This window comes from Myxococcus faecalis (assembly GCF_050039385.1).
Classification (GTDB): Bacteria; Myxococcota; Myxococcia; order Myxococcales; family Myxococcaceae; genus Myxococcus; species Myxococcus fulvus.
Genome location: NZ_CP144336.1, coordinates 8,953,347 through 8,972,002, shown reverse-complemented (window position 1 = coordinate 8,972,002; position 18,656 = coordinate 8,953,347). Strand labels below are relative to the sequence as shown.

The following is an 18,656-nucleotide window of genomic DNA, read 5'->3' as shown; positions in this document are numbered from 1 at the left end:
ATAGCCACTATTCACTATGGACACATCTCAATACCGAGAGCACGACGCACCACGTCTTTTGTTGGAAGTGCCTTTCCGCTCTCATAGAAAATTGTCTTCCCCAGGAAGCGGGATTCTGAATAATTGTCGCGAGTTCGGCATTTGTCACATTCGCCAATGTTTCCAGCAAATCGGTCCCGCGTAAAAGCATAAATAACACCAGCTTTCCCCCGGCGATATGCCTCAGAGGGAGGACAAGCAGAATCCATTCCGGTGATATTGAAATAAATTGCCTTTGCATTCTCCAGAGCATTCGTCAAAGCGCGTCCGAACGCCCACTCGCCTGTACTTCTTCGTGTCAGACTTCCGGTCCAGAGCTGCCAGGGGATGCCACGACCATATGCGAAACTATTGAGATATTCTCCCCGACTCAATACGGCTGTTTCCGACACAGCGGCATTGAGCGCCTCGCGCGATGGGAAGCCGGATGTATCCATGCCTGCTATCCGTTGATCAGCCGACGTCAAGCGGCGCGACGGGGACTCCTTGTCTCCGCTTGACATGCCAGACTCATCTGCAGACATGAGAACCGGTCGCGACATTTTCAAGAGTTCATCTGCTCTCAGGATCGGAGCCAGACTCGCCCGAGGCATCACTCCCCCGCAGCAAGCAAGCTCCGCCTCGCGAAAGCATATGGCAGCAGAAGTAGGCAAACCGGTCGACCCGCGTCAACGCTTCCCTTGCGCATCACCGAGATGCTTGAGGATACCCTCCCGCAGGCCGTCCGGAGTCAGCGGCTCAATGAAGTTCCCATCCGTACGTAGATTCAGCAACCGCCCCCAACTCAAATCCTGTGCACGGGCTGTGGCCCTATCCTCCTCACGGTAGAACACCTGGAAGACGATCTCCTCTCCGACGTCCACCTCCAGCCCGTGCTTGCGCGCTTCATCGATGGGAATTTGATGCAGCGCCTCCGCCTCATCGGCGATCTGGCGCACGATCACCATAGGCTGAAAGAGCTCCACAACTCCCTTTTCCGGCTCATACCGGGCCTCCAGCCGCCGCTCCTCGCCATAGTGCTTCCGGGCTGTAGTGCAGATGAATTCCTCCAGAGCAGCGATGGCGGCGCCCCTGCTGATGCCTTTCTCCTGAATTAGTTGCTCCAGTACCTGAGCCTGACTCACCTGCGTCCCTGCGCTAGGCACTGCCCCCCCTGCCCTCTTCGCTCCCACCAGCCTCAAGAACTCGTCTGAGGAAAGACCAACACTTGCCGCCCACTGATGCCAACTATCAGTTCGAAGGAGTATGCCCAGTCGCTCGGCGACTCGCCTACATACCCCAGCGAGGTCGAGCTCAGGAAAATTTCTCTCAGCCCCCCACCCGTTTTTCAGAAGAGCGACCTCACGTCCCAGGGCGGCATCAACATCAAACGCATAATCCTCCTCATAAACAATCCGCCCATCCACTTCGATACGTGCGGTCCACGCATCTTGGCTCGCATCGAACGTCACGCCGTGAAACATCTACCCCTCACTTTCTGAGTCCAAGGGACCTAAGAGCCGCATCCAGTGCATCATTTCCTCTCTGACGCGACTCTTTTGAATTCCCATACTCGAAACTCCAGGTCACGGGAACATGTTTGAAGCGCTCATCCAACATCCGCTTACAATTGGCAAACCCCAATGTACAAGGCTCTCTCTCGGTGTAGATGCGCGTTACCTTCTTTACCCCAGCGGCTTCCATCCACAAACGCCCAACCGACTCCGAGTGGATCCCTTCCTTCGCATCTGAATAGGTATTGGGTGCAATCGAAGGAAATGCAAACGTCCGCAGTGTTCCATCAGCATCTTCGAATTCGAACACAGCCACGTTCCCCCCCTCGATCCCATTGTCGCGTCGGAATCGAGTCGCTTCCATGGCCAGGTCCGTAGAGCCATACTCAACCTGCCCCGCGACCGAGGGCCCCGATACCCGCACCGCAGAACCGTAGGTGCCGTCACGCAGCTTCCTGCGCGGAGGGATGGCGCCACTGGACATCTGGAACGGCCCGTCGAGGTCAGGTAGCTCCACCGCCCGGCCCCCAGCGGGAGACGGAACCAAGCCTCGCTCAGGGAAAACTACCGGGATACGGTCCCACTGACGCCCAATCCACTCACGCGTCCCATCCCAGACATCTGACCAAACGCGCCTAGCCCCCCTCAAAGTCACATCAGCGACTTCGCCCACCAAACGTGACTCGCCAGCAAGCACTCCAGCATCGTCAGCCAAGTCGACGAAGTTCTGGGCTGCTCCCATCCAGTGGCCAGCATTGACTTGGACAGCATTCCACCAGCCAAGACCTCTGCTCTGGAAGGTTCCCACCGCTCCGGCCACCAGCGGACCGATTGTGCCGCCGTAGACCGCAAGTGCGCTGCTTTTTGCAAACGAAAGGGCAGGAGGCCCCACAAGAGAGCCTCCTCCCAGCGCTGTCCCTACCCCCAGGGTTCCGAATGTAGCTTTCTCCAGTGTGCGGACCCGGCACCAGTGTTGATCTCCCTGGGCGCACTTGCGGTCCATTGACTCATTTGAGCGAAGCCACATCTCAAGCTGCTCATCTGTAAGAAGCGGCCCTTCGTCGCCATAGCCAAGTTCCCGACGGCCATCTGGGTCCGTGTACCGAAGGGGGTTTGCAACGGCATACAGCCAAGGATTCAGCGCCCCTGGTGTCTGCTGCCGTCCATCGGGGCCAACCGGGTCTTCGGACAGGAACCGCCCTGTCACCGAGTCGTACCAACGCTGCTGGGCGTAGGTGAGCCCACTCTCCGCATCCCAGGCGTGGCCCGTGTACCCGATGCTGGCTTCACCGGCGACAGGGCCCGTTCCGCCACGGTACCCGCCCCAGGCGTCGAATTGGTACTGAGCCGAGAGGCTTCCGTCTGTCTTGACTCGCCCCACCGCACTGCCGAGCCCGTCATGTAGCACGCGCTCACCACCGGCGGACACGACGTGGCTCCCCAGGTTCTCGTAGAGCAGCCGGCTGGCCCCCGTGCGCTCCTCCACCAGCCCCGAGCTGTCCCACAGATACTCCGTGGCGGGACTGCTTCCGACCTGCTTGGAGCGGCGCAATCCATCGAAGCCGTACCGGTACTTCACCTGGGTAACGCCCGTTCCACCTCCGGCCCCCTCCGTCGGCTGTTCCACCTGTGTCAGCCGCCCCGCCGCGTCCCAGCCATACTTCGTCTCAGGCCCGTTCGCGACCACCCTCCCCCTCGTGCGCCCCGAACCATCCGTGGTGAACGACGTGACCAGAGCGCCGTGCTGCTCGATGCGCTGGAGCACTCCGACTGCGTTGTAGCCGTAGGCCCAGTCCACCTCCGGCATCACCACTTCGGAGAAGCCGCGCTCGTCCAGGTTGACCGTCGACGGCAGGTTCGCCGCGCGCTTTTCACCCAGGCGCAGCCCCTCGGCTGAGAGCTGGTACAGCACGCCTTCCCGCTGACTCTGGCTGTCCGCCGGGTAGCGCACGCCCGTGAGTCGATCCGCTGCGTCGTAGCCGTACTCGGTCAACTGCTCCGCCATCGCCGTAGCGGTGCCGCGGAAGCGCTCACTCTTGCGGTTACCCCGCCCGTCGTACTCGTACTGGAACCACGTCACCGCCGTGGAAGGCGACTGCGCGCAGCCCACCTCGTTCGTCAACGTCGTGGCACGAACCGACGTCAGCCGTCCCTGGCCGTCGTAGCAGTGGTTCTCCACCACCTGCCCCTGCGGCCCCTCATCCGCAATCCGGGCCAGGCGCTCACCACCCGCCTCGAAAGCGACACTCCGTGAGGACTGGAGCAGCAAGCCGTCGAACGTCTTCAGCGAATTCACACGAGACAGCGTGTCGTAGCCGTACTCCACGACCCGCCCCGTCTCCGTTCCGCGCCGCGACATCCGTCGGTGGAGTCGGTCACTCCCCGACACGTACTCGTACTTCACGAGGTCGCCAGCGCGGTCGACCTCCTCCAGACGGTGGCGCCCGTCATAGGCATAGGTGTTGAGGACGTCAGCCTGGCCATCCCGGCTCTCTCGCGCGCGCAGCAGGCCATCCTGGCCATCGTACGCGTAGGCCACCTCGGACAAATCCTTGTAGGCCTGCGTCGAGGCCCCTGGCTGGAACTTCTCCAACGCGACCCGACCACGGCCATCCGGGAGCGCCACGACGATGTCATCGTCCGGATTGGTGCGCTCCGCAGCCCCCTGGATCCACTTCGTGCTCCATACCGACTCGCCACGCTTCCGGTAGAGCTTGCGTCCCAGGTAGTCGTACTTGAACTCCTCCAGCGCCCCTACGCTTCCAGGCGGCCGGATGCTCACCAATTGGCGAAGCGCGTCGTACCCATACGCGAAGGTCCCCTGCCCCGGCAGTGTCGTGCCGCGCAGCTCGCCCAGCGGCCCGTAGTCGAAGGTCCAGTCCTTCCTGTCGGCAGTCCCATACCCCTTCGCCACCGACTTCAGGAACCCGCCGCTGTTGTAGGTGTACTTCGTCTCCACCTTCTCGCTGCCCAGTCCATAAGTCTCGCGCTCCACCAACCCACGGGGCGCGTAGAACAGCTCACGCTCGCGACCCGAGGGCTCCGTCACCTTCCGAAGCTCGCCGTCCAGCCGGTACTCGAACGCCGTGGGCTCCGTGCCGAACACCTGGCGGACGAGCAATCCTTCGTCATAGGTGAAGGATGTCTCGGTCGTGCCCGCGGGCGCGGCCATCACGAGCCGGCCATCGGCGTCGTAGCTCCATTCATCCGTCAGACCGCCCTGCGTCCGGCGAATCAGATTGCCGAGACTGTCCACCTCAAGCGTGAAGTCCTGCTGCCGCACGGACACGGAGGTCGTACCCCGCTGCACCACGTTGACGGTCCGTCCATTCCAGGGGCTCTCGGTCACGTACGCGTAGGCGTGCGCCGAGGACTCGACGCTCCCCGTCCAGTGCTCACGTACCTTGCGCGAGCGGCCCCGGTCGTCGATGTCCTCCCGCTCCAGGGTGGACACCCACGCGCTCCCCGGAGCGCCCGCCGTCGACTCCGTCACCACGCGCTTGCGCAGCCACGGCCCGTCGTACGCAAGCACCGTGGTGAGCGTGTTCTGGCTCTCGGGAGCCACACCCTTGTCCTCACGCACCTCCTTGAGGAGCTGGTGACGCGCGTTGAAGAAGCGGATGGTCTTGCGGCTGAGTGGATCCGTCTCGACCTCGGCGCTGTCCGGGACCGTCCCGTCGGCCCCCTTCGCGCCCTTGACGCCATACGCATACGTCCAGGTCGCCCCCAGGGTGTTCGTGCTGGTGGTCAGCAACTTCCGGGAAGTCAGCCGCCCGAAGGCGTCGTACTGGAACTCCCACACGTCATCCGTACGAGGCCCCTGCGTGTGGCTCACCCGCCAGCCGGGGTCCACGACGAACTCCGTGATGGCTGCCGGCGCGTCGGCGTTGCCCGGCTCCTCCCTCTTCAGGAGATTGCCCACAGGGTCGTAGTGCAAGAGCGTCGTTTCGTCCGTCGGCGTGGTGATCGACGTCACATTGCCGCGCGCATCGTAGGTGTACCGGGTGCTGGCCTGGGCCCCATGCACCCGGGTGACCTCCTTCATGATGCGGTCCGCCGCATCGATCTCCTGCTCGATTCGCTCGAAACGAACCGAGGCACCCGCGGCTGGAATCCTCCGGACGATGATGACCTTCCGGCGGCCATTCGTGTCACGAGCATCCTGGTACTCGCGTGTCTCCTCCAGCCTGAGGGGCGTGGCGCCTGACTGCGTCGTGCGCGAGTAGGAGGTCAGTCGTCCAAGCGCGTCCTTGTACTCGAACGTCTCGGAGCTCCCCATGACGGTGTCGCTCCGGCTCGTGACGCGCCCCATCGCGTCGTATGTGACGGAAGTGGAGACGCCCCCCGGCAAGCCCACGCTCTGGGTCGAGGTGGTGCGACCGAATGGGTCTGGCTGCATCGCCAACACATGCTTCAGCGCCAGCCCACCAAAGGCATGGGAGATCGCCCTGCCACTGAAGTCGCGGCGGATCTCCTCGGACTCCCGGGCGGTCATCGCATCCGCACCCGTGTAATCCCAGTGCACGGGCCGCCCGAAGACGTCGTACCCCACCTTCGTGACCAGTCCATTCGAGTCGATGACACGGCGCGGGTTGCCGTCCGCATCCAGGTCCTCGTACTTGACCTCGTAGGTGCCAGCGACCGGGCCCGTGGTGTCCCCCGCGTGGGTGAGCTTCACACCCGTCAGCCGACCGCTGTCGTCGTACTCGTACTCGCGCCTCACATCGAGCGCATCGACGGAGCTCACCGGACGCCCGTTCCGCAGGTAGGTCACGCGAAGGGACTCGGGCCAGGACGCATCCGCCTGCATCTTCCCGTAGCGAACCTTCTCCAGCACGGTGACACCCGCGTGCTCCCCAGCAAGCTCCTCCTTCGTCTCGATGGTCCGGGAGTGCTGCACGGCGGGCATCGTCTCCGTGAGCGTCACGGCCCGATTCGCCGGCTCGTAGCGATAGAACCACTCCTGGTCCGGCTCACCCTTGACCTTGTGGCGCAAGAGGCGCCCCACACTGTCGTAGCTCCACTCCTGGGCTGCGCCAGTCTCCTCGACCGTGGAGCGGGTGACGCGGCCATACCGGTCGTAGACGAGCCTGTGGGTCAGCGTCCGCAGCGCTGTACTGGTTGCCGTCGGATGGGTGATCTTCACCACCTGCGGCAGCCCGAGCGCACTCGGCTCCAGGTACTCCACGGTCTGCTGGAGCGCATCGACCGCGTTCAGGAGGGTGCCCTTGCCCCCCGTATCGTAGTTGCGAGTACCGGAGTCGTAGACCTGCGTATTGGTCGCGTCTCGCACCGTGACGTTCGCCAGCGTCCCCTGGGGATTGAGCTGGGTCGTGACGGTATTGACGCCCGACTGCTCCGGGAAGGTGCTGATGTTCGCGACACCGAACCGCTGGCTGACGTCGTCCGTGTAGCGCCTGTCGACCAGCGCCGTATCCACGGCGACGCCCGAGACTCCACCGTCCGGCAGGTTTGCCGGGATGGACTTCACCGTCACCTTCTCCAGGCGGTGCGAGGCATTGATGGCGTACTCGAGCTTGAGCTCGTTCGGCAGGGTGATGGTCTCCGGGGAGATCTGCGCGTCCTTCCAGACCGTTGTCTGGGCAGGCGCCGAGCCCACCTTCCGGCTCGTCACGCTGCCGTAGTGATTCAGCTCGTACACGACGGCCACAGCATCCGGCCGCGTCACCGTGCGCTTGCTAGCCGAGGCGTCGTAGGCCACCCGCAGCGGGTCCGGCCCCTGGCCCGACAGCACCGCCGAGTCGATGACCTCTTCTTTCGGCACATGGTCATACGTCTCCGACGTGCCGGAGCTGGCGTAGGTCGTCACCGACTGGTCGAAGAAGTCCAGCGCATCATCCGGGTCGGGCTCCGAATCCGGATGCGCGGTCAGCTTGAACCGCGCGGTCCTCAGCTCGTTGGCGAGCCGCCACCGCGCATATCCTGACGTCCCCTCGGGCAGCGGCGCGTACTCGTACACCCACGCCTGCCGCGGCAGGCCCGTGGGACGCTCGGCGCGCACCAGGTTGCCATGACGATCATGGCTGAGCCGCACCCGATGAAGGGCGACGTCGGTGTCGAGGTCCTCCAGGTCCGCCGGCACATCCTGCCGGTAGTAGATGCCGACTTCCGACAACAGCTCCAGCCCCTCGATGCGGGCCCGCACCTTGAGCCGCTCCACGTACTTGTCAGGCAGCGAGCCCCCGAAGATGTCCCGCTCCGGGAGGATGGGCTCATAGGTGAAGACCAGACTGAGCTGCCCCGGCTCCCGCGTGACGCGCTCGACCCGGTCCGTGTCCCCGACATAGGTGATGAGCGTCCACCCCTTGTCCGGCTGCTGCGGCTCCTCCGGCACCTCCTGGCCACTCGCGAACCGCGTCAGCACCCAGCGCCGGCTCCCCTGGTCCGTGGTGAGCTTCGAGCGGCGGTTGAACTGGTAGCGCACCCCATCCTGGGACATGAACTCGACGTCCGGCGTCCCCTGCGCCGTCACGCCGACCCGCAGCCTTCCTCCGTGCGCCGTGTCCGTGCGGCACCCCTCCGCCGTCCTCTCGACGGGGTCGATGGTCTCGCAGTCCGGGAAGTCATAGGACTGCCCACCCAGCACGACGGTGTAGCGGCCGAGCGACTCCTCGAAGACGAAGCCCTCGTAGTTGTGCATCCAGCCCGTGCCGGTGGGCCCGGTGACGTTGTTCTGGTTGTTGTAGGTACGAACGAACCGGACCGACTCTCCGAACTGGGGAATGGAGAAGTCCTCGTACGACAGCGCGAGGTTTCCACCGGCCAGGTTGATGCCCTCGACCTTGCTCTGGCCCGGCGCGCGGGCATTGACGAACGTGTAGCGGCCCACGGGCTCGCCGAGCTCGGTCCGTTGGACCGGCGGCGGAGTCATCCATGCGAACAGCGGGTCCTGTTGGGTCTTCAGCACGAGCACGTTGCCGCGCCGCTGAGCCCCCATCATCGTGCCCACGTCGGTCGGGACGCTCATCGAGAAGCGTCGGGCGTTGTTCGCACCGGACTTCTCGAGTTGAACCAGCGGCCCGCCTCGACCTGTCTCATCGAGAATCTTGTAGGAGGGACGCTTGGCCCCTTCCGGCTTCGCCGGATCCACGGGGACCCTCTCCACCTCGAGCCGCGCGTGCTTCAGCAGCGCGTCCCCGGTGCAGGGCTCGGCCTCGCAGATATCAATCGTGCCCCGGGAGAACTGCTCCGGCTCGAGCGCGAAGTAGACGACCGCCCTGTCGGAGATCGGCTTCCCATCCGCGGTGGTGACCGGGGAGGCCCGGGACGTTCCCGAGGGCTCCGGCAGGGGAGACAGGGACTTCTCGACGGTGTCCTCGCCTCCGGCCGTGACGTAGTCCGTGCGCGGAGAGATTCCGTGGAAGTTGAAGCGATAGAGGACGTTGTCCGCGTTCCCGCTCAGGAACAGCTCGAAGTACACGATGTCCGTGGCGGACAGGACCTCGGGCAGGTATTCGCCCACACAGGAGCCGCTGAGCTTCTGGTTCTCCTTGTCAACCTTCACAGGGCAGTCGATGCCGAAGTCGTCCGAGCCCAGCCGCAGCGTGTACTCGCCGCTCAGGGTTCCCGCGCGGCCCGGCTGATCCGGCTCCTGGAACTGCTCCAGGAGGAAGTCGTACGCGAGGTCATCCTCGGACGCGCTCGGCCGGTCCTCGTTCGTCAACACGCGCCCCGGCGTGCCCGCGTCCGCGAGGTCCACGCCCGTGTTCGCGGTGATGACCGCAGAGCCCCCCATCTGCAGCACGCGGAACTCGTGCTCTCGCGCCAGGTCGTAACGCTCCAGCGCCGTGCCGTCCGCCTCGCGGTGCCGGTAGACGTTCTTCAGCCCCACCGCGAACTTCGGCAGGCCGAGCACCGGGGGGTCTTCTGGGCGCAGCACGCCGTCCGCGAAGTCCGGCGGCTTCGAGCTCTGCTCGCTCGGCTGCAGGAAGCCGTCGTCATTCTCGTCACGGTCCAGCACCGGGTGCCCCACGACGTGCAGGTAGTAGTTGGCCCGAGGCAGCGCCCCCACCACCACCGGCTGGCCCGCATCGTTCTCGTAGGTCAGCGACGCCTGCACCATGGACGTGTGGCGGCCCGGCCTCACCGGGAACGCCACCACCGCCGGCTCTTCCACCGACGTCTGGGTCACCCGCACGATGCGGCCCGCCAGGGGTGGCACGCCCGCCGGCACGTCCACCACCCTCGCCGACCCCGCCGCGCACTGGCCCAGCACCCGCTGCGCCGAGCCCTCCGGCAGCTCCGAGCAGAAGACCTCCAGCGCATGGCCTGGCGTCCCCCAGTCGCGAATCACGCCCGGCTCGCACACCCCGCCGTCGGGCAGGCGCCCTGCGTCCTGGCACCAGGAGTCCGCGTCGAAGCCACCATCCGGCAGGCCCGCGTCCAGCGGCGGCGGACCGGCGTCATGGCCCCCGTCCACGCCGCCATCCAGGTCGGACTCCAACGTCTGGCGCACGCGCCAGTGCGTGGACACCTGCAGGAAGTCGTCGCGCGTCGTGGCCGCTCCGCCGTGGCGGATGAGGCTCGGCCTGGGCGCCACCTGCACACCCTCCGGCGTCGTACGCCGCGCGACGCGGACCTCCAGCTCCGGCGGGTACAACCGCAGGTCCGCCGGAATCCCCAGCTCGGCCTGCGTGCACCGCGACAACGTCAGCGTCTCACCGTACTCGTCCACCTCCAGCGGGCCCGACGACTCGTCCAGCGGGCACGTCCCGTCCTCCCGGCGCAGCACCCGGTTGATGCTCGGCACGGTGATGGTCCGCATGCCCGCGTAACCCGTGGCATGGTTCACCGCGAAGACCACCAGGCGCTCACCGGGGTTGAGGCGGAGGTAGTTCGTCCGGTTGTCCTGGCAGTTGGCCTGGTAATAGGCCCAGTCCGGGTCGTCCGAGCCGCCGTCCCCCAGGCCCGCGTCCGTGGCCAACGTCCGCTCCAGCTCACGGCAGCGCTCGCGAGCCATGCGTCGGATGTTCGCGGCCGGCCCCGTCCGCACGCGGGCGTAGTACCCATGCGGCTGCCCCTTCTCGAACGCCCCTTCCTGCGCGCACGCCGGCTCGTTGGGCTTGCCGGTGGTGAACGTGGCGATGGGGTTCGCCAGGTCGTCCTCGCGGAAGAAGTGCACCTCCGTCTTCTTCACGTCCTCCGCGGCGATACGGACGTAGTCGCCTGTCTCCGGGTCCACCTCGGCCGTCTCTGCCGAGCCGACACAGGTGCCCTCAAGCGCCATGCCGTCACGGCCCATGAACGTCAGCGAGCCGTGCAGCATCCGCACGTCCACCAGGATGTCCGCGCGCGTGGAGCGGCCCGGGGACACCCAGAACGTCTGCGAGCACACCGGGAACTGGTAGAGGACGGGCTCGTAATGCACCACCCCGTCGGCGCCCACGCGCTCCACCAGGCGCGGGCCGGTGGGCACCTCCGTGCAGGCAATGCCCATGGACTCGCCACCCAGCGACACGATGGGCGTCCCGTACCCGCCCCTGTCCCCGGTCACCGAGACATAGCCAGTGCCCGGTCCCGTCACCGATACCCGCAGACCTTGGAAGCGAACGGGGCTGTGCACCGCCTCGTCATCCGCTTCGTTGAAGGTGTCCACCGTCTTGCGCAGCGTCAGCCGCACAGCGGGGCCGGCATCCGCGTCCACCTTCAGCTCCGCCTCCAGCTTGAGCACACGGTGGCTGGAGCGCGAGAAGGCCGTCAGGGTGATCTCCGACGTGCCCAGCGGCAGTTGCACGTTCGGCGCAAGCGCGGCCTCTCCCTCGTACTCCTCCGTCGTCCAGGACTCGCCCTCGGGCGGAGTGAGAACCTCGCCGCCCGGCCCCTTCGCCTCCATCACCAGCCGCACCGTCTCCGGGTTCTGCGAGTCGTACGGGTCCGAGGACTCGAAGCGGGCGGAGAAGTCGAGCGCCAACGTGTATGGCATCGACACGAGCTTCGACGCCGCCGCGCCGAAGTCCGCTTCGGTCGGCTGGCGCAGTTGGAGCGCCAGCTGCCGCTCCAGCGGAGCGCGCACGAAGCCCGTCAACGCGGCCGGCACGGAGTTGTTGAGGATCGTGTCCAGCGCCGAGTACCCGCCGTAGAACACCCCGCCGAGCTGCGCGTGCGCCTCGCCGATGGTGAAGGCCGACAGCAGGTGCTTCCAGGCCGGCATGGCCGGGCCCCGGCTACCCGAGGGCAGGCGCAGGCCCAGCCCACCGTCCGCGGGCGAGCTTCCACCCGCCCCGAGCGCCGCCGCGACCGCCGCGCTCTGCGCGTCCGTCAGCGGCATGTAGCCCAGGAACTCCACCGAAGGCACCCGCAGCGGCTGGGTGGAGACGACGAGCGTCTGGCCCGGTCCGCCGGGGACCACCCGCCCGAAGCCCACGCGCTCCAGGACATGGTCCTGGGGGTCATATGCGAGCAGCAGTGCATACCGCCCCTCCGGCAGTCCCGTGAGGTTGGGCATCCGCAGCGTGGCGGGCTTGTCCAGCCGCAGGCCCGCGGGGCCGACCTGCCACAGCGACGCGAGCGCCGCCCGGCCCTCCATGGGGACGGGCAGCGCGTAGGAGGGAACCTCCGTGGCCGTGACCACCCCGTGCGTCCGACCGTCCGGGAAGGACAGCCCCCCCGCCTCCGTCATCTCCACCGAGAGGCCCGGGTGCCGCCCCGCGAAGTCGAGCGTCAGGGTGCTCGGCGCATCCACCATCTGCGCGGACGTCAGGTCCACGGGAGTGAGCGGCAGCGGCAGGTCCTGGGTGTCGCCTCCCTCGGTGACAACGAGCCGGCGGCGCACCCTGGGCAAGGTGCGCCCGTCCGACGTGACGCCGCCCTCATAGCGCACCACCATCGTTCCCCCACGAGGGGCGAACAGGGCCCAGTTGCCGTCCGGGCCGGTGACGGTGGAAAGCCCCAGGGCCTCCAGCGTCACGGACACGCCAGCCAGCGGGCGGAAGTCCGTGTCCGTCACGATGCCACGCACGCGCGTGAGGGGCCGGCGCACGGAGAACTCGCTGGCGAAGGACGCTGTCATCCCCACGCTTCCGGCATCCGGCGGCCTCTCGGCGGCCAATCCGGAAGCCTCCACGCGCAGTCGTGCCCCCTCGGGCAGTGGTGCCCTGGCGATGAAAGTGACTGTCTGCGCCCCCGGGGCCACGGAGAAGCCGCCGGCGAGTCGCTCGGACTGCCCCTCCACCTTCACGGTGATCCGCTCGTCGAGACCCTCGACGCTGATGGGCTTGTTGAACGCGAGGCTGATGAGCGAGTCCGGCTCCACGTCCTGCGCACCCGGACGGGGCACCACGCCCGTCACCGCGAGCGGCTCCTTCAGCGCGTCGCGGTAGCGCACCCGCACGCTCGCCGAGCGGCTCATGCCCGCGTCATCCGTCGCGACCACGGTGATGGTGTTCTCTCCGAGGTCGAGGGCGTAGTGGGGGACCTCGTACCGGTTCGTCTCCCCGATGCGAATGGCCTGTCCGGTGCCGACACGGACCGTCACCGGCCGCAGGCTGTCGACTTCCACGACGACAGGAATATCCCCGCCCGGAGCCTCGCTGCCCTCGACTGGCGAGAGGATGCGGACGACCGGCCACGAGGCCTGCGCCTGGAGGACCAGGTTCCGCTCCGTGACATGGCCCACGACGTCCCGGGCGACGATGCGGACGGAGGTCTGCGCCCCCTCCCCCATCGCCAGCTCGACGGCGTGGCTGAACTGGCCCGCCAGAAGCTGCACCGGCGCGCCGTTGATGGTCAGCGAGACCAGGTGCGGCTCACCCACGGTGCCCCGGACCCGATAGGGCGACGCGAAGACGATCGCGGGGCTGATGCTGGGGTCGGTGATGGTGAGGACGGGCGCCGTGCGGTCCATCACCACCGTGCGCTGCGCGGTGGCCGTGCGGCCCAGCGCGTCCGTCACCTGGAGGTGGAGCCGGTGCTCGCCATCCCCGTTCAAGACCAGCGAGCTGGTGAAGTCACGACCGATGATGGGCACGTTCACGCCCGCGACGGTGACGCGAAGCGGGAGCTTGCCTCCCTCCACCCGGCCGGACACCACGACGTGGTTCCCACCGAAGACGCCCTGCTCCTCCGGCGACTCGACCACCAGCACGGGCGACGGCTCGGGCGTGCCCGGGCCCGCGTCCACGCTGGCCACGGGGCCTGCGTCGGACGTGCCGCTCCCCGTACCCGCATCGCGAGCAGCGCCGGCATCCGAAGTACCCGCGTCCCGGGTCCCCGCGTCCGGAGTGCCCGCGTCCCAAGTCCCTCCATCCGAAGGCGGCTCGGCGCGGGTGACGGTCCGCACCTCCGTGCGGACCAGGCCATAGCGGTCCGTCGCGGTGATGGTCAGGGTGTTCGAGCCCAGCCCGAGCGGAATGTTCGCCGTGAAGGCTCCCTGGCCATCCAGGGGCACCTCCGTCTCGCCGATGGACACGATGACGGCGTTCGCTGGGTCGCCGCTCCCACCGGGCGCCGCGGTACCACTGACCGTCACCTCTTCGGTGGTGAGCGTGGCGCCATCGCTCGGCGTGGTCACGACCAGCGTCGGGAGGATGACGTTGGAGCGCACCACGCGGTTCATCGACACCGAGTTCCCCAGGTCATCCCGGGCCGTCACGGTGAGGGTGTTGGAACCGGGCACGAGCGGGACGGTGAGCGAGAAGTTGCCCAGGCTGTCCGCCTGGACGGAGGAGGTCCCCACCGTCACCGTCACCGGCGGAGACAGGTCCGTCGCCGTGCCAGACACCGTGACTTGCGCCTCGCGGATGCGCCCGCCCTCCTCGGGCTCCACCACGACGAGCTCCGGAGCCGTCATGTCCCTGAAGACGGTCACGCGGTGGTTCGTGACGTTGTCGCCCTGGTCCAACACCTCCACGTCGATGACGTTCGCCCCCTCGACCAGGGCGAACGTGGCGCGGTGGTTCCCATCCGCCCCGCGCGCGAAGGTCGTGGCGCCCGAGCGCACGGTGACCTGGCTCAGGTTGTCGGTCGCCTTCAGCACCACCTCGACCGACTCGGCCTTGACGTGGAGGTCGTCCTCCGGGCTCACTCGCTCCACGACGGGGTCCGTGAGGTCCACCGTGAACGACAGGGAGGCCTGCGCCTCGTTGCCCGCGCCATCCTTCGCAGTGACCACGAGCGTGTAAGCGCCCTCGTCCGAGACGGTGGACCCGCTCACGAAGTCCTGCGTCCCCAGCTTCGCAATGGCCGGGGGCCCCGGGTGGTCGTCCTGCACGGTGTAGGTGAGGGTGAAGGGGCCTCCTCGGACCTGGCCCGGCGAAGCCCCCGAAATGGAGATCTCCGGGGGCGTGCGGTCGACCGTGAACGCAAGGGTCCTGCGCTCCTCGTTCCCGACGTCGTCCGTCGCGGTGACGACGAGCTCGTGGTTGCCCACGCCCACCGCCATCGGCTCGCCGCTGCGAACCTCCGTGCTGCCATCCAGACGTCCGACGTAGGTGATGGGCCCCGGCCCGTCATCCGTGGCGCTGAACACCGGAGTGAGGGTCTCCGCCCGGGTGAGGGCGGGGATGCCCGTCACCACCAGCGACGGAGCCGTCTGGTCGAGGGTGAAGGTACGCTCGAAGACCGCGACGTGGCCCGCGTCGTCCCGGGCCTGAAGGGAGAACAGGTGTGTTCCCGGAGCGCTCACCGCCGTGCCGCTCACGTAGTCCACGCCATCCACCTTGGCCGTCCAGGTGTCCAGGTGGGGTTCCACGATGGAGAACACGATGGTGAAGGGCGTACGGCTCCGGAGCACCTCCAAGCCCGTCACCTCCAACCGCGGCGCGGTCCGGTCGATGGCGAAGCGCACATCCGGATGCGTCGCGACGTTGCCAGCGCGGTCCCTCGCGGTGACGCGGAGCACGTAGTCCTGCTCGTCCACCAGCGCCGTGCCACCTGCGAAGGTGTCGCCATCGAGCGTCGCGGTCACCACGGGCGGATAGCTGGACAGGTCGTTGTCCGTGGCGGTGAAGGCCGGCGTCACGCTCGCCACGTCGAGGATGTCGCCGTCCTGGACGCCCGACACCGTGATGTCCGGCGGCTGGGTGTCGATGAAGATGCGCCATACCCGCGTGGTGGTGAGGCCAACGGCATCCGTCGCCTGGAGCGTCAACGTGTGCCAGCCCTCGTCCTGTATGAAGGGGCCCGACCCCACCGGCACGCCATCCAGCCAGGCCTCCGTATGGGTCGAGGTCAGGTCCACGGTGGACCAGCTCGCGAAGAACGGGACATTCGTCGCGTGGTCCCAGGGCTTGCCGTAGAGGTTGAAGTCCGGCGGAGACCGGTCGATGGCGAAGCTCACCGTCCGGGTGGTCATCCGGCCCGCGCCGTCCGTGGCCTGGATGAACAAGAAATGCCAGCCCTCCTGCGTCACCTGCGTGCCACTGGTGTAGGGCTGCCCGTTCAGCGTCAGGGCCAGGATGACGCCGTTGGAATCCGACGCGGTGACGACGGGGGTGAACGAGGCGGCGTTCGCCACCTGGCCATCGCTCACGCCGCTCACCTGGATGGAGGGGGGCGCCGCATCGACGAAGAAGCGCAGCACCGCCGTGGAGGTCAGACCGACGGCATCCGTCGCCTCGACGACGAGGACGTGCCGGCCTTCCTGCGAGACCTGAACCCCGCTCCGCGCGGGTACGCCGTCCAGCCACGCATCATAGGTGGTGGCGTTCTCGTCCGAGATGGACCAGGTGAGGACGGCGGGCGGCGTCACGGCCGCGTCCTGGGCTGTGCCGAAGGTGATGACCGGCGGCGTCACGTCCGTCGTCACCACGGCGGCGCGCGTCTGGCCAGTCGCCGAGTCCCCGGCGCTTTCAGGCTCCGGCGAACGCCCGCACCCGGCGAGCGCCATGAACAGCATCCCCACGACCACGACATGGCGAATCATCGACGAACGCCCCCGTCCGTCTGGCCGGCGACCGGAGAGGTCCCCAACCGCTCCGGGTAGGTCTTCACGTCGATGCGCTCCCGGAGCTCGACCAGCAGCCTCGCCTGGACCTCGCGGCGCGCCTCCGCCTCCAGCTTCCCCCGGCTCTCCTCGAAGGAAGGCACCACCGTCTTCACATCCTCCACCGCTTCCACGAGGTGGAGCCCGTAGATGGAGGCGAACGGCTTGGAGCGCTCCCCTCGCCCGAGCTTCGTGGCCTCGTCGAAGAAGCTGCCGTCCACCTGCCCCTCCATCACCGGCCCCAGGTCACCGCCCCGCGCGGCGCTCACCGGATCTTCGGAGGCCTCGCGCGCCACCTTCTCGAAGTCCTCGCCGCCCACCAGTCGCGCGTAGATGGCGTTCATCCGCGACTGCGCCCGGGCCTTCGCCTCCAAATCACCAGACGGGACGTTCACGAAGATCTGCCGCACCCACACCTGACGTCGGGCCAGCGAGTTCCTTGTGTCCTCGTAGCGCTTGCGCAGCGCCGCTTCCGTGGTGACGACCGCCTGACGGCGTTCCATCAGTTCCTGCGCCAGCACCTCACGCTCGGCGGCCGCCAGGCGGGCCTTCACCGCGTCGTCCTCCAGCAGTCCCGAGCGGCGCGCCTCCTCCGCGAGCAGCGAGCGCGTCACCAGCGCGTCCAGCGCATCGGAGGGCGAGGCCTGCTCACGCACGCTCACGGAGCCGAGCCACGCGGCCACATCCGCCTTCGTCACCTTGCGCTTGCCGACCTCAGCAACGACCTTCGGGTCGTTGCAGCCGACCAGCATCAGCACGGCCAGCGTGAGCACGAGCCGGGGCACGGCAATCACCAGGGCGGAGGGCGAGGACATGGGGCGCGGGCTGTGACTCATGGGGGTGAAGGACTCGGGAAGCAGCGGTGGGACCAGCGGGCTCATGGGGCGGGCACCTCGCGGATGCCGAGCGAGAACGGCCCCTGGTCCTGCGAAGTCGCGCCGTCGACGACGATGAGGATGGGCTGGCGCTCCTCGAGGTCGAGCACCAAGCGGCTGGCGCCCGGAGTGACGCCGCCGTAGTCGGTACAGCCCAACAGCTCCGCTGGCTGACAGGAAGGCGGGTAGGCCGCCAGAATCGTGTTGAAGCTGGAGTTGTTGGTGTTGAGCTCGTAGCGGCCCGCAGCGGGCGCCACCCAGAGGAACACCTTCTCCGGCGCGGAGTCCTCGGGGGAGCTGCACTGCGAGGAGATTGCCCCCGAGCCCGAGGTGACGTCGTCGACGTAGAGCGGCAGGAGCCCGGAGGGCAGCTCCGTGGCCTCCAATCCCTGACACAGGGCTGTCTCGCTCTGAACCCCGGGCCCGAAGCAGGCCGGGTCGTCGCTGTCGATCTTCCCGTCGCCGTCGTCATCCCTGTCGTTGCGACACGGCAGGCTGGGAGGCTCCGTCTCGTCGTTGTCCAGCGGCGACTCGCACCCCGGGTCCGCGGGGTAGTCGACGAGGCCATCGTCATCATCGCTGATGCCGTTGCTGCACTGCGTGGGTGCCTGGATGGTGAGGGTGAACGGCCCCACCCTTCGGTCGGTCTCGACCACGAAGACGATGTGCTGACCCTGCTCCAGTTGCAGCCCCCGGGTCAGCAGTCCCGCCCCATCGGTCAAACCACACGCGTCGCCGATGACGTCGCCGCTGCAGCCGCCACTCCTGATGCTGAGGAAGGCCTCTGAGTCGGTCTGCAGCGTCACCTGGTAGTGCCCTCGCATGGGCGCGACAAAGTCGTAGACCTTGTTGGGACTGCTCGATTCCGTGCAGCTCCACCTGAGATCCCTCGAGCCCCCAAGCGACCCGCTGACCACGATGGGGAAGGCCCCGGTCGCGATGTTCTCGCCGCAGTAGCGCTCGCTGTCGTCCGAAGCACTCCGGCACTCGGGGTCATCGCGGTAGTCGTTGAACCCGTCGCCATCGTTGTCCGTTGCATCGGCGCACTCCGGGACAGGCACCGGGTCTGACTCGCTGTTGTCGAACGGGTCCGTGCAGCCCGGATCGTTCGGGTAGTCCCGGAGGGCGTCCTCGTCCCCGTCGTTGTTCTCGCCGTCGTTGCACTGCGGTGTGCCGCAGGAGTACCCGGGCGCATCCGCGTTGGGTAGACACCGCTCGGAGGAGTGACAGATTGCCCAGGGGTGCGAGGGGTCGCACGGGGCACCCGACGCCAGCTCGTGAGCGATCTCGAGTGTCGCGACCCCCGCG

Annotated in this window: 5 protein-coding genes (1 of these 5 only partly in view); all 5 read right to left on the bottom strand. The window is 67.3% G+C overall.

The genetic code is table 11. From position 1 onward, the window contains the following. Positions 1-14: 14 nt before the first annotated feature. Positions 15-476: a hypothetical protein gene (locus VZQ01_RS36115; protein WP_426745924.1), complete on the bottom strand. Its 462-nt coding sequence runs from the start codon at positions 474-476 to the stop codon at positions 15-17. Positions 477-707: 231 nt separating this feature from the next. After that, entirely contained in the window at positions 708-1,490 is a 783-nt protein-coding gene (locus VZQ01_RS36110) for a NusA N-terminal domain-containing protein (RefSeq protein WP_426745923.1), read from the bottom strand. A 19-nt stretch (positions 1,491-1,509) separates the two neighbouring features. Beyond that, positions 1,510-16,413, bottom strand: coding sequence for an RHS repeat-associated core domain-containing protein (locus tag VZQ01_RS36105; RefSeq protein WP_426745922.1), 14,904 nt, complete (start codon positions 16,411-16,413; stop codon positions 1,510-1,512). Then, complete coding sequence (locus VZQ01_RS36100) at positions 16,410-17,354, bottom strand: peptidylprolyl isomerase (RefSeq protein ID WP_426745921.1); 945 nt, start codon at positions 17,352-17,354, stop codon at positions 16,410-16,412. Before VZQ01_RS36100 ends, VZQ01_RS36105 begins: the two co-directional genes overlap by 4 nt. Continuing rightward, on the bottom strand, positions 17,351-18,656 hold the end of the coding sequence (locus VZQ01_RS36095) for an IPT/TIG domain-containing protein (protein ID WP_426745920.1). It continues 30,773 nt past the right edge of the window; only the last 1,306 of its 32,079 coding nucleotides appear in the window; the start codon falls outside the window, past its right edge; it ends in the stop codon at positions 17,351-17,353. The genes VZQ01_RS36100 and VZQ01_RS36095 overlap by 4 nt, the downstream gene beginning before the upstream one ends.